Here is a 14,400-nt window from a genome sequence, read left to right on the forward strand (position 1 = left end):
AAATATGAGTTTATCTATAGAATTTAAGTATTCAATGCGCATGTTGCTAAAAAAGCCGTTGTTTACTTCATTAACTATTTTAATCGTTGCCATAGGACTCGGTTTAACCGTTTATACTTTTTCATTATTAAACGGCTTGGTCTTCAAACCACTTTATTTAAATGGTGAAAAACAAATCGTCGCCATAGAAGCACAGTTTGATCACAACCATTTATCGCGCCGTGCAGCTGATCCATATCACATTAATTTAGCGGCAAAACAACTGGGCATTTTTGAAAATCATGGTTTTTTTACTGAGGGTACTACCTTCATTGGTGGAAACTCTAGCCAGTATTCAGCACTCTTTACAGCCAAAAAAATGAACGCCAGCTATACCAGTGTCAACATTTTCGACATGACAGGTATACAACCATTACATGGAAGAGGCTTTATTCAAGATGACTTTGTTGATGGTGCAGAGCCTGTGGTGGTACTTAGCTATAACGTATGGCAACAGTACTTTAATGCAGATCCAAAAGTCATTAACCAACAAGTTGCTCTTGATGCGATGCCAGGTAGAATAATTGGTGTGATGCCTGAAGGGTTTTCTTTTCCTGATAAAGCACAAATATGGCAACCATTAAATGAACGTATTGTTAACCCCGTAGAGGCAACTTTTAGTAGTTATTTGGCATTTGCCCGTTTAGCTGAAGGAGTCACCATAAAAGAAGCGCAAGCTGGTTTAGATACGATAAATCAACAAATTGCATCTTCCATAAAAGAAGACTTCAATTTTCGTATCCCAGATGATGGTAGATACTTAAATGTGTTGCCTTACAAACAAGCAAGTATTACCCAGTATTACAACATTTTTATCGCCTTATTAATTGTTGTATTTCTCATTCTCTTACTTGCATGTATTAACGTGAGTAATTTATTACTCGCTCGCGTGAATGAAAGAATTAAAGAAGTAGCTATTCGTTTAGCGCTGGGCATTCCACGTAAAAAACTCATGGTACAAATGCTTTGGGAAAGTGTGTTTATTTGTACCATTGGTGGTTTACTCGCCCTGCTATTTGCTGCATACGGTATTGAACTTACCAACAATATGTTCAACCAAGCGTTTGCCATTAATCATGAAAAACCTTTTTGGTGGACATTAACTATTGATAGTCAGGCTGTGGTCATTTTAGTATTCTCAATTATAGCTATGGTGTTAATTACTGGTCTTTTCCCTGCTTATAAAGCATTAAAAAGTGATTTTAATGCAGTAATACGTGACGGTACGCGCGGTGCATTAGGTAAAAAAGCAGCTAATGTTGGTAAAGCTTTGGTCATTTCTGAAATTGTTTTATCTTGTGTGGTGCTCGTAATGGCAACCGTTTTATTATCAACTGGCTATTTTGCAAGTAAAGCTGACTACGGCGTTGAAACGACTTCACGTTTAACTGCTCAGTTACAGTTGCCTCCAGAAAAATATCCGGTAAGACGTGATACCGAGCATGATTATCAAGACCGTATCAATCGCTCACAAGTTTTTTATCGAATTAAAAGCGCCATAGACGCCATGCCTAACATTAATGCAAGTGCCATGATGACTCAATTGCCTGGTACAGGTGAAGGTACTAGTTTCTTTGAAATTGAAGGTAGAGCTGCCGCTATTTATAATGAAAATCCTTACAGTAATAATGAATTAATAGCCAGTGACTCTTGGCGAGCCTTGGGTATGAAAGTCATTCAAGGACGAGACTTTGATCACCGTGATGCCGAAAATGGTGCGCTTAGTATTATTATTAATCAATCAATCGCAAGCGCTTTCTTCCCTGATGGTGATGCCGTAGGAAAACGAGTAAGACGCGCCGGTAGAAATGGCCAGCGTGGTGATTGGTTTACTATTGTTGGTGTAGTGTCTGATACCTTCCATGGTTCAACAATGAGCTCGTCAAGTGCTTCATATAACTCGTATCACTCTATGGACAACATAGGACCAATGAGACAGTACATTGCCGTACATTACACCGGTGATCAAAGAACAGCGACCGAAGCCCTAATGCAAGCCATTGCAAGTGTTGATTCTGATGTCGGTATCTATCATATTCAAACTTACGATAATTTGATCCAACAGCCGATGAAATTGTTACTCTCGGTCAGTAAAATATTTTTGTTCTGTGGTATTGTAGCTGTGATTTTGGCGGCAAGCGGAATATATGCGATGGCTTCAAACAGCATATTGACTCGAACACAGGAAATCGGTGTTCGTCGTGCGATTGGTGCACCTGACAAAAAAATTATGCTTATGTTTTTAAAGCAGGCTGCAACACAATTATTTATTGGATTAGCATTAGGTATTACTCTATCTATTGTACTAACAGATTATATGTCTAATACCATTGTGATCAATCCTGAAAGCTATGGTATAGCGCTGGTTGGAATTCCATTATTAATTACATTTATGGTGATAATAGCTACCTATATTCCATCGCGTTCAATTTTGCGATTGGAACCAAGCGACGCATTACATTATGATTAATAAAAAGTAGTAATACTTAAAAATGGCGGTCATTGACCGCCTTTCTATTGTTAACAATGTCTTTAGCAACAAGCAGTAAAGTGATTGAAAATATAATGAACCATTCAAAACCGAGTATTTTAATCGCCGATGACGATGAAAACGTGCTTTCAGCATTGACGCTTGCGTTAAAGTGTGAAAATTATCAAATAAACAAGGCAACAACACCTCATCAGGTAATCACCCTTTTATCGCGCAAACAGTTTTCTTGCTTATTGCTTGATTTAAATTATACCCAAGACACCACTTCTGGCTCTGAGGGTATGCAACTAATTGAAGCTATACGTAACATTGATAGCCATGTGCCAATTATTGCAATGACAGGTTACAGTAGTGTAGATATTGCCGTTGAAATGATGAAACTTGGCGCAAATGATTTTATCGAAAAGCCATGGAGAAATGCGCAACTAAGCAATAAAATAAAGCAACAAATTGAACGAGTAAACATTGTTCGAAGAAATGAAAAGCTATCGCAAACTAACGCCCTGCTGACCAATAAACAACAAGGTGTTATTGCACACTCTGCTGAGATGCGCCAAGTACTAACACAAATAGAGCGCATAGCAGTCAGCGATATGAATGTATTATTTACCGGCGAAAATGGTACCGGTAAATCTATGCTAGCACATTATTTACACCAACATTCAACGCGAAATAACAACAGCTTTATTGCTGTCAATATGGGAGCGATCACTGAATCTTTATTTGAAAGCGAAATGTTTGGTCACGTAAAAGGTGCATTCACTGACGCAAAGGAAGATCGTATAGGTCGATTTGAACTCGCATCACAAGGCACTTTATTTTTGGATGAAATCGCCAATATTAATCTTAACCAACAAGCAAAATTACTTCACATTTTAGAAGAATGTAAGTTTGAACGTGTTGGTTCTCATATCACTTTAGAGGCTGACGTAAGAGTTATTTCTGCAACCAATGCCAACCTTGAGCAATTAGTTATTGAAAAGCTGTTTAGGCAAGACTTATTGTATCGATTAAACACGGTAGAAATTCGTATCCCGTCACTAAAAGAACGCGTTGATGACATTATTCCTCTCGCAACGTACTTTATAGAACAATTTTGCCAAAAATATCGTATGCCGACAAAAACGTTAAGCACGGAAGCAGCACAGGCGATGATGTATTATCAGTGGCCAGGAAATATACGTGAGTTAAGCCATACCATTGAACGAGCGTTATTTTTGTCGCCTGAACAGGTCATTCAGTTAACCGATTTAAATTTACCTACAAATAAGGCGACCATTAGCCAATCTTTACAAGAGAAAACCCTTGAAGACATAGAAAAGCAAATTATTATTGAACGTTTACAACGCTTTGGGCATGATCCACACAATACTGCAAAATCACTAGGGCTATCTCGAAGTTCTTATTACCGTAGGCTTGAAAAATACCAATTAACTAACGTTCAATGACCCATAAAGCTGCATCAACTTCATTCGAAAATAAACTGACTCAACAAAGTTTATATATTTCTTTAGTACCAACTTTATTGTTACTGATATTACTTTGGCAAACATCATTATCGTTTTATCTAAAAATCATCATCGCTATCTTCACCATAGCGTTTGTTGCGATCGGTAATTTATTAATTTGGCGACGCATTCGAAACCAATTGCGTACCACAACGAACCTTGTAGAAGCATTAATCACCGGTGATACCACCATGCGACCAAGCTCTGCCATTAATAGCGGAGCGCTATCTGAACTTAATTTGGTGATCAACACAGCTGCTATTCAGTTAGCGGAACAACGTTTAGTTTCTAAGGAACACCACATTGCGATGGCAAAGGTATTAGAGCACATTAACGTTGCTGTAATTTGTTTAGATGAACATGCTGTTGTCACGTTACTAAACCCAAAAGCCAAGCAACTGTTTGCGCTGCAAGATGAAATGATAGGCATGCCGGCACGAAGTTTCGGTATTGATAAATCATTATTAGCACAACATGTTCAGCAAGTGGTTACAATAACCACAGATAAAATAGAAAAACGAGTATACCTCCAAACAGATAGCTACCGACTGTATGGTAAAACGTATACCTTACTGTTTCTAAATGATGTACAAAAATTATTGCAAAATGAAGAACGCGTTGCATGGCAACGTTTACTAAGAGTACTCAGTCATGAAATTAATAATTCACTCGCCCCCATCGCTTCAATTGGTGAATCACTAACACAAATGGTTACCACGGCGAAAATGGAAGCTGAATTATCTCATGATCTTAACGATGGTTTACGGATCATGACAGAAAGAGCGTTAACCTTAAACGGCTTTATTAAGCAATATCAATCATTAACGCACCTACCTACGCCTGAAAAAGCCACTTTTTCAATAATGCGCTTTGTTCATGATCATCGTGAATTATTTCCAGAAGCCGCCATTGAAATAAACACAAACAATGATATAGAAGTTTTTGCAGACAAAAGTCAACTATCACAAGTAGTGGTCAATTTATTAACAAACGCAATTCAAGCCTGCGCTTCACATGAACATTGTCATATCGAACTCAGTTGGCAAGTTAACAACGACACTGTACACATAATTATTTGCGATAACGGTGATGGTATAAAAAACCCTGACAATATTTTTGTGCCATTTTACACGACTAAAAAGCATGGTAGCGGTATAGGTTTAGTGTTATGCCGTCAAATTATGTTTAATCACGGTGGTGATTTAACCTTGACGAATAGACAACTGCAAACGGGTGCAGTTGCCACTATTTCATTACCAACGACAGTATGATCATTACTTTAATTGCAATGAATTGGGCAGCATCAACAATTAACGCTAGCGAAAAATTTCTCAACCTCTAAAATAGAGGGATGAAACAAGAATACTCAAGAACTTCACGTAAAACCGCCACAACCAAAAAGCGGCTACCCAATCCACGTTTACGTCAGAGCAAAAAAGTTAGTAAACCACCCCTTGCAGAAAAAGATCGTATAATTGTGCTGTTAAACAAACCGTTTAATGTGCTCAGCCAGTTTAGTGATAATAACGAATTACATCACGAAAGCCGACAATCATTAAAAGCCTTTGTGCCCATTAAAGATGTTTATCCTGCAGGACGTTTAGATCGTGACAGCGAAGGTTTATTACTATTAACCAATGATGGAAAATTACAGCATAAGCTGGCTAACCCAAGACAAAAAACAGAAAAAACCTACTGGGCACAAGTAGAAGGTGCTCCAACAGAGCAAGATATTCAACAATTAAGAGACGGTATTACGCTTAAAGACGGAGATACCTTACCTGCGAAAGTTAGCATTATTAAAGAGCCTACAATTTGGCCAAGAACTCCACCCATACGTGAGCGTGCAAACATTCCAACGACCTGGTTAGAAATAAAAATTACAGAAGGACGTAATCGACAAGTTCGCCGAATGACAGCACATATTGGCTTTCCTACGCTGAGATTGATCAGATACGCCATTGGTAACTACACCATTGAAGGCATTAAAAACGGTGAATATAAGGAAATAAACCCTCATGGATAATACAACACTACTTATGCAACTGGACCACGGTAGCCAACAATTTAAACCTAATACAACGGTTGCAGCAGTCATTTATGCTGAAGATAAATTCTTATTGGTTGAAGAAAAAGAAAAGGGTAAAACCGTTTATAATCAACCTGCTGGACATTTAGAAGCTGATGAAAATTTAATATCAGCTTGCAGCAGAGAATTATATGAAGAAACAGGTTTAGCATTAACCCCTGACTACTGCTCAGGCATTTACTACTTCCATCGACCCGAATTAAACCTGTATTTTTTAAGGTTTTGTTTTGTGAAAACATTAAATAAAATTCAAACATGCACACCACACGACAATGAAATCATTGCTTGTCATTGGTTCACTTACGAACAAATAATTGAAAGAAAGCAACAACTGCGCAGCCCTATGGTACTGCAATGTATCGATGACTTCTTGTCTGAACAAAAAATTCCGTTGTCGTTACTAAGTTCTAACCTTCAATAAAAACATTGCTAAATCAAAAAAATTGTATAAATTAAGAACATATGCTGTTGATTTATAAATCACTTACGTACTTGATAATAAAATGAACAGCGAATAAAAGGAGATGATATGGGATTCAGTCGATTAGTCGCTATTTTTATTATTACTAGCACCTTATTATTGCCTATTAGCCATGCAGCTAAACAACCGATTCAAATCAATATCGCGGCATTCGATAAAAACCATTTATTCAGGGAACAAGGACCTATAAGGCAGTTATTAACTGAACATGTAAAGACCTATTTACCGCAATATCAACTAGCCTATGTTGATACAAGGTTTACCGAATTTTGGCATTCAGTTCAGCATCAAGAATCTATTTGTCACGTATTTGCCAATCCCCATATTAGTGATTTAAACACAATTAAAAGTAAACGCGCAACGCTATTAACACCTATGCCAGCGGTAGTCATGCATAATCGTTCACTGAAAAAACTATCTTCGCAAAACAACGCCTCTGCTGAGGCTATTTTACAGCAAGAGAAGTTTGTTGGTGGTTATAATGCAGGCCGTCGCTACCCTACCTATTTACAACAGTTAATCGATGATAAAATAAGCGATAGAAACTCATCTTTATTTGGCGGGCATTTCACCATACATCAACTGCACCAGCACACAAACGATGGCCAGCTTGATTATTTTATTGGCTTACCACAAATTATGCCGACAATTTCAGGTATCAGTCTAAACGATTTCACTATTATTCCCTTTGAAGTACAAACACCTCAAGCATTGTATTTTGTCTGTAATGATTCCCCTAAACACAAAACGTTTTTACAACATTTTGATCGCACTGCCTTCCATTGGTATCATAATGCGCAATTTCATCAGATTTGGCAGCTTTTATTTCCATTAGACACCGCAAAAGAATTCCCGTTATTAAATCAATTTATTAATCAACAAATGCATGATTAATTCAATATAATGTAATCGTCCATTCATTAAGAAAATTTAATCTCGAAAGTTCGCACCTCGCTAGTGAATTTCTTTAGGATAAATGCTACAATCTCGCGCCATTTTTTAGCAAGTTTGATTAAATTTTCAAAATGACCAATAGCTGTTTAACTGCAAACTCACCCGACACACGCGCACCAAAAGACATTCGCGTAATTGTTGGTATGTCAGGTGGTGTTGATTCTTCCGTTTCTGCGTACTTATTACAAGAACAAGGTTATCAAGTAGAAGGCTTGTTCATGAAAAACTGGGAAGAAGACGACACAGACGAATACTGTGCTGCAACAGAAGACTTAGAAGATGCCCAGAAAGTATGCGAAAAACTAGGCATAAAATTACACACCATCAATTTTGCCACTGAATATTGGGACAATGTGTTTGAATACTTTCTTGCTGAATACAAAGCAGGAAGAACACCAAACCCTGATATTATGTGTAACAAAGAAATCAAATTTAAAGCGTTTCTCGAATTCGCTTGCGAAGATTTAGGTGCAGATTACATTGCAACAGGACACTATGTTCAACGCGAATATCGCGATGGCCAATGGCATATGTTACGTGGCCTTGATCAAAATAAAGATCAAAGTTACTTTTTATATACCTTAGATGAAAAACAGGTGGGGCAAACACTTTTTCCTGTTGGAAATATTGAAAAGCCGCAAGTACGTTCGATTGCTGAACAAGCTGATTTGATCACACATAACAAAAAAGACAGTACGGGTATTTGTTTTATCGGTGAGCGCAAGTTCAAAGATTTTTTACAGCAATATTTACCTGCACAGCCTGGCAAAATAGAATCTGCTGAAGGTGATGTCATTGGTGAGCATGATGGTTTAATGTACCATACGCTTGGCCAAAGAAAAGGTTTACGCATTGGCGGCTTGTCAAATGCTGGTGAAGCTCCGTGGTATGTTGTTGATAAAGATTTAACACGTAACGTCTTAATTGTTGGTCAAGGTCATGATCACCCGCGTTTGTTTTCAACAGGCTTAATTGGTAATCAGTTACATTTGATCAACCGGGAACCACTTACCGATTCTATCTCCTGTACAGTGAAAACGCGCTATCGACAGCAAGATGTGCCGTGTACCTTATCCCCTATTAAACAAGATGATGAATATACCGATGAATATATCGTTACCTTTGAAACACCACAAAGTTCAGTAACACCTGGACAATCAGTGGTTTTTTATCAAGGTGATGTTTGTTTAGGTGGCGGTATTATCAACACCTTAATTCGCCAATAACGTTGACGAACACTATGCAAAATATACAAGAACAAACAATTACTTTAGCCGCAATTTGCCAAATTAGTTACCTCGTGCAAAAGCTTGCACGTCATGGGCAATCTGACAATGAAGCTTTGTCTATCATGCTCAATAGCATCTTGGTAACGTCTCCTAAAAACACGATGGAAGTGTATGGCGGAGAACTACAAAATATTCGTAAAGGGTTATCAACACTGGTAAGCCATTTAGGTAATGGTGAACAGCAAAAAGACCCTGAAGTGACTCGTTATGTAGTCAGCCTATTAAGTTTAGAACGCCGATTAACAAAAAATAATAAACAACTAGCAGCGCTTGGTAATCGAATTGAGCAATGCCAACGTCAATTAGATCATTTCTCTATTGAGAGCGACACGATCATTGCAAGTTTAGCGAGTATTTATAGCGATATAATCAGTCCATTGGGTACGCCTATTCAAGTGGCAGGAAACCCAGAAATTTTAAAAAACACAGCAAACCAGCATAAAATCAGAGCGTTACTCCTAGCAGGAATGCGTTCTGCTGTGTTATGGCGACAGCTTGGCGGTAAACGCCGCAGTATTTTATTTTCACGTGCAAAGATTGTTGCATGTGCTCAACAGTTACTTAAACAAATGTAAATATTATTCAGGAATCTACTATGGAACTTTCAGCATTAAGTGCTATTTCACCCGTTGATGGTCGATACGGCAGTAAAACCAAAGCCTTGCGTCCTATTTTTAGTGAGTTTGGTCTGATTAAATACCGTGTAACGGTAGAAGTGCGCTGGTTACAGAAACTCGCTGCTACGGCTGAAATCTCAGAAGTACCTGCATTTGGTGATACTGAAAACGCCCTACTCGACGCAATTGTTGCTAACTTCAATGAAGAAGATGCACAACGTGTTAAAACCATTGAAGCAACCACAAACCACGACGTTAAAGCAGTTGAATATTTCTTAAAAGAAAAAGTAGCCGCAAATGACGCATTAAATGCCGTATCTGAATTTATTCACTTTGCTTGTACTTCTGAAGATATTAATAACCTGTCACACGGTTTAATGCTAAAAGAATGTCGTGAACAAGTTTTGTTACCTGTTATTGATGAAATATTAGCTGAAATTAAAGCCTTGGCGATTGAATATCAAGCCATTCCTATGATGTGTCGTACACATGGACAGCCGGCTTCTCCAAGCACTATGGGTAAAGAATTTGCTAACGTTTATATTCGTTTAAAGCGTCAGCGTGATCAAATTGCCAACGTTGAATTACTTGGTAAAATTAACGGGGCTGTCGGTAACTACAATGCTCACCTTTCTGCATACCCTGAAGTTAACTGGCACCAATTTTCAGAGCAATTTGTTACCTCATTAGGTTTAAGCTGGAATGCATTCACTACACAAATTGAGCCGCATGACTACATTGCTGAGCTGTTTGATGCTGTTGCACGTTTTAATACCATCTTAATTGATTTTGATCGTGACGTATGGGGATATATTGCTTTAGGTCACTTTAAACAAAAAACTGTTGCGGGTGAAATTGGCTCTTCAACTATGCCGCATAAAGTTAACCCAATTGACTTTGAAAACTCAGAAGGCAACTTAGGCATCGCTAATGCCTTATTTTCACACCTTGCGCAAAAATTACCTATTTCGCGCTGGCAACGTGATTTAACTGATTCAACCGTATTACGTAATTTAGGTGTTGGTTTTGGTAACTCGCTTATTGCCTACGCTGCAACCCTTAAGGGCATGAGCAAACTTCAAGTAAACGAAGAAAGCTTACGCGCTGAACTTGATAAAAACTGGGAAGTACTTGCTGAGCCAGTACAAACAGTTATGCGCCGTTACGGTATTGAAAAACCCTATGAAAAATTAAAAGAACTTACCCGTGGTAAGCGTGTTGATGGCGATGCTATGCGTGTATTTATCGATAACTTAGCGTTACCAGAAGAAGCAAAAGCTAGCTTACGTGAAATGACACCAGCAAGCTATATTGGCCGTGCGGTTTCTTTTATCGCTGAGCTTGACTAAGCTTTATAAAATGTTGAAAAAAGGAACCTCAGGGTTCCTTTTTCTTTGCAGAAATGCCAATAGCTATTTGATCTAGAATGAACCAAGGAACACAGTGATGATGGAAATTTCTTGGGGTGACATAACACCCGAAAAATTTTTACACGAATATTGGCAAAAAAAGCCATTGTTAATCAAACAAGCGGTAGCTAACTTTCAAGGCACTATCGAAGCAGATGAGCTTGCCGGCTTGGCTATGGAACAAGAAATAGAGTCCCGTATTATCAGTCATGATGGTAATAGTCAGTGGCAGGTTAAACATGGCCCCTTTACTGATTTTAATCAGTTTGGTGACAACAACTGGACTTTACTCGTTCAAGCCGTTAATAACTGGTCACGTGAGACTAACCAACTGTTATCTTTAGTTAATTTTATTCCTCGGTGGCGCGTCGATGATGTTATGGTGAGTTTTTCAACGCCTGACGGCGGTGTTGGTGCGCATTTAGACCAATACGATGTATTTATTTTACAAGGTGAAGGACGTCGTCGTTGGCAAGTAGGCGCACCTGATGAAAGCTTAACTACGTTATTACCACACCCTGATTTAAAACAAGTTTCAGCCTTTACGCCTATCATTGATGAAATTACTGAGCCCGGTGATTTATTGTATATTCCACCTAATCATCCGCACAATGGCGTTGCGATTGAAAACTCATTAAATTTCTCAATCGGTTTTCAAGCACCAAGTAGCCAAGATCTTTGGTCTGGTTTTGCCGATATGTTAATTGACAAAAACCTCGGTGAAGCACGTTTTGCTGATCAAGATCGTAACATGTGTAACGATCCTAGTTTACTTGATGAAAATGACATTAATGGTTTACAGCAATTTATGCTTACGCAAGTCAAACAACCAGAAGTATTCAATGAATTTACAGGTAAGTTTTTAACCCAAAGTCATCACGCTCTTGAATTATTAATCCCAATGGAGCCATTTGAACCGTCATATGTTACGGAACTTTTAGATAACGATGACATACATTTAGCGCCTGTTTCTGGCGTTAAAGCATTGATAATTAATACCCCAACACCACAACTTTTTATCAATGGAGAGGTATTTCAATTAAGTGAGGAAACAAAACAACTCGCAATTAAATTAACAAAAAGCGAACCTTTGACTACAAAAGAGCTAAAAAGTTTCACCGTTTGTTTGAAAAACACACAATTGTTAACTAGTGTTTTAAATAAGGGGTATTGGTTCATCGAAGAGTAAGCATGTCATATAGTATTAGTCGAGTTAGGTGGGAGCAAGCTGCTCCCTTATTAAAAGATGTCAGAGAAAAGGTATTTATTTGTGAGTGGCGAATACCTAAACATATCGAGTTTGATCGAAAAGATAGGTTCGCCTTTCATGTGTTAGTGTGCGACGATAAAACACAAGAGCCTATTGCAACAGGTAGAATACTCGCTACAGGCGAAATTTCTCGAATCGCCGTATTACTGCCATATAGAAAAAAACAAGTTGATGGCATTGTAATGCAAGGTCTACTTAGTATCGCTCAAGAGTTACGCTTAGATGAAGTATTCATCTATAGCCCGCTCGATACTGTTGAATATTACCGACGATTTAATTTTAATAGCGCTGGTGCTGTATTTATGGAGGCAGGCATGCCTCGACAGCGACTGGGCTGCCAATTAGACGATATACAACATGCTAACTATTGTTATACCCATTAACACTTACCATTAACAGCCTGCTTTTAATTTCGTTAATTAGCTTGATTGCCAAACGTTATTATCATCAAATAATTGATATAAATCTTCAGCACGAGAAATTAAATGCTCAGCCAGCCTTTTACTTTCTTCTTTTTTATCTTTACGTAAATTTTCAGCTTGTAACTGCCACTTCAACGAAAAATGCCTTACAGCTTCTCGGGCGTCACCAGCAACAGAGACGGGAGAATAATCAGTAGGTAAATCACCTGAAATTGCCCACACAGTGGTGTTATCAGTTAAATTAATTTTCCATACCGACATTAAGGGGATTAAATAGCGACTTTCTTTGTCGGCAACACTTTTAGTGATCAAGCCGCGATCAGCAAGAAATTTAGTTGCGGCTTGATATTGCTCTCTTACCCACTGCTGTTGCTCTTGTTCAGTCATGGTTCGTTGTTCTGTCATGGTATATATTTAATTTTTACTACTAAAGGTAGTTAGACTAGCCAAAGAAAAACGGATGTACAAGCGCATTATTTTTCACGACTAAGATGATGTTCATTTTTGTTAACAATGGTGCAGATTTACCTAGCAAAAACTAATGACAAATCTCACTGGTTCGACTGGATAAAGCCAATAACTAATGGTATTGTGCGCGCCAAGAAATATTACACCCCTGGTTTCATTTTATATTTATTTTCATTGTGAAACCCTTTAATGCACGGAGAAGTAGAAGTGGCTTTTTTCGATTTAGTTGATTTTGATAATCACGAGCAAGTCGTTTTTTGTAGTGATAAAGCAACAGGTTTGAAGGCAATAATCGCTGTTCATAGTACAGCGTTAGGTCCTGCTGCGGGTGGTTGTCGTTTTTGGGATTACGCCAATGATGAACAAGCATTAACTGATGTACTGCGATTATCAAAAGGAATGACCTATAAAAATGCCATGGCAGGCCTTAAACTTGGTGGCGGTAAGGCCGTTATTATTGGCAATCCAAAAGCGCTTAAATCGACAGCATTATTTGAAGCCTTTGGCCGTGCAGTTAATAACGTTGGTGGCCGCTACTATACGGCTGAAGACGTTAATATTACCACAGGCGATATGGCGACCGTAAATCAAGTAACTGACTATGTTGCTGGCCTAGATGGTAAAAGTGGTAACCCTGCACCGTTCACAGCATTAGGTACATTTTTAGGCATTAAAGCCGCTGTTAAATTTAAGCTCGGTAAAGATGACTTGCATGGAATAAAAGTCGCAGTACAGGGTTTAGGTAGTGTTGGTTATGATTTATGTGCCAAGTTACACACTGCAGGCGCGCAATTAATTGTCTCTGACATAAACCATGAAGCATTAGAGAATGCAGCGGCAGAGTTTGGTGCAACTATCGTAGAACTTGATGAAATATACAGCCAAGAGGTTGATGTATTTTCACCTTGTGCATTAGGTGCCTCTATTAATGACGATACCATACCGCAATTAAAAGCTTCTATTATTGCCGGTTGTGCAAATAATCAATTAGCTGCTGAGAAACATGATCAAATCTTAAAAGATAAAGGTATTTTATATACACCAGATTATGTGATTAACGCCGGTGGTATTATTAATGTGTCATTAGAAATCTATCCAGAACCTTATTGTGCAGATGAAGCAACACGATTAGTTGAAAATATCTATAACACTTTAACGACAGTTTTTACGACTGCAGCAGAACAAGATAAACCAACGGGTATTGTTGCAGATCAAATGGCACAAGAAATCATCGCAAAAGCCAATCAGTAAGTTTGATGCGGTGATTAACACCAAGTAAGAGTTGTGTTCTAAAAAAAGAAGGTGGCCAAGGCCACCTTTTTAAATACTTCAATTTGGGATGAAATGTGAGCGCAAGACAACC

13 protein-coding genes are annotated in these 14,400 nt (G+C 38.3%); 12 read left to right on the top strand and 1 reads right to left on the bottom strand.

Annotated features, from left to right (window positions below):
• Positions 1-4 precede the first annotated feature (4 nt).
• The 11 genes from QUE72_RS10485 (at position 5) to QUE72_RS10535 (ending at position 12,530) form a co-directional block, all read left to right on the top strand.
• On the top strand, positions 5-2,509 hold the full coding sequence (locus tag QUE72_RS10485; protein ID WP_286268893.1) for an FtsX-like permease family protein: 2,505 nt from the start codon (positions 5-7) through the stop codon (positions 2,507-2,509).
• Positions 2,510-2,541: 32 nt separating this feature from the next.
• Entirely contained in the window at positions 2,542-3,978 is a 1,437-nt protein-coding gene (locus QUE72_RS10490) for a sigma-54-dependent transcriptional regulator (RefSeq protein ID WP_322111091.1), read from the top strand.
• The gene (locus QUE72_RS10495) at positions 3,975-5,309 is read left to right on the top strand and encodes a sensor histidine kinase (RefSeq protein WP_074496539.1); all 1,335 of its coding nucleotides are present in this window, start codon (positions 3,975-3,977) and stop codon (positions 5,307-5,309) included. Before QUE72_RS10490 ends, QUE72_RS10495 begins: the two co-directional genes overlap by 4 nt.
• 80 nt (positions 5,310-5,389) lie before the next feature.
• A complete protein-coding gene (locus tag QUE72_RS10500) occupies positions 5,390-6,064 on the top strand; it encodes a pseudouridine synthase (protein ID WP_286268894.1) in 675 nt (224 codons plus the stop codon).
• On the top strand, positions 6,057-6,548 hold the full coding sequence (locus tag QUE72_RS10505; protein ID WP_286268896.1) for an NUDIX hydrolase: 492 nt from the start codon (positions 6,057-6,059) through the stop codon (positions 6,546-6,548). Before QUE72_RS10500 ends, QUE72_RS10505 begins: the two co-directional genes overlap by 8 nt.
• A gap of 108 nt (positions 6,549-6,656) precedes the next feature.
• Complete coding sequence (locus QUE72_RS10510; protein WP_286268897.1) at positions 6,657-7,502, top strand: hypothetical protein; 846 nt, start codon at positions 6,657-6,659, stop codon at positions 7,500-7,502.
• Between the two features lie 131 nt (positions 7,503-7,633).
• The gene (mnmA, locus tag QUE72_RS10515; protein WP_286268900.1) at positions 7,634-8,788 is read left to right on the top strand and encodes a tRNA 2-thiouridine(34) synthase MnmA; all 1,155 of its coding nucleotides are present in this window, start codon (positions 7,634-7,636) and stop codon (positions 8,786-8,788) included.
• A 14-nt stretch (positions 8,789-8,802) separates the two neighbouring features.
• Positions 8,803-9,426, top strand: coding sequence for a high frequency lysogenization protein HflD (gene hflD, locus QUE72_RS10520; protein ID WP_074496543.1), 624 nt, complete (start codon positions 8,803-8,805; stop codon positions 9,424-9,426).
• A 20-nt stretch (positions 9,427-9,446) separates the two neighbouring features.
• Positions 9,447-10,817, top strand: coding sequence for an adenylosuccinate lyase (purB, locus tag QUE72_RS10525; protein ID WP_286268901.1), 1,371 nt, complete (start codon positions 9,447-9,449; stop codon positions 10,815-10,817).
• A 97-nt stretch (positions 10,818-10,914) separates the two neighbouring features.
• Positions 10,915-12,066 carry a cupin domain-containing protein gene (locus QUE72_RS10530; protein WP_286268902.1) on the top strand — a complete coding sequence of 384 codons (1,152 nt, stop codon included), beginning with the start codon at positions 10,915-10,917 and terminating at the stop codon, positions 12,064-12,066.
• Between the two features lie 2 nt (positions 12,067-12,068).
• Entirely contained in the window at positions 12,069-12,530 is a 462-nt protein-coding gene (locus QUE72_RS10535) for a GNAT family N-acetyltransferase (RefSeq protein WP_074496546.1), read from the top strand.
• A 36-nt stretch (positions 12,531-12,566) separates the two neighbouring features.
• Here the strand turns inward: QUE72_RS10535 and QUE72_RS10540 are convergent, their stop codons facing one another.
• Positions 12,567-12,974: a DUF4826 family protein gene (locus tag QUE72_RS10540; RefSeq protein ID WP_074496547.1), complete on the bottom strand. Its 408-nt coding sequence runs from the start codon at positions 12,972-12,974 to the stop codon at positions 12,567-12,569.
• A 270-nt stretch (positions 12,975-13,244) separates the two neighbouring features.
• Between QUE72_RS10540 and QUE72_RS10545 the strand changes: the two genes are divergently transcribed.
• Entirely contained in the window at positions 13,245-14,288 is a 1,044-nt protein-coding gene (locus tag QUE72_RS10545) for a Glu/Leu/Phe/Val family dehydrogenase (RefSeq protein WP_286272970.1), read from the top strand.
• Positions 14,289-14,400: the final 112 nt, after the last annotated feature.

Origin of the sequence: Thalassotalea hakodatensis, from assembly GCF_030295995.1 — a bacterium.
In the GTDB taxonomy this organism is placed as follows: domain Bacteria; phylum Pseudomonadota; class Gammaproteobacteria; order Enterobacterales; family Alteromonadaceae; genus Thalassotalea_C; species Thalassotalea_C hakodatensis.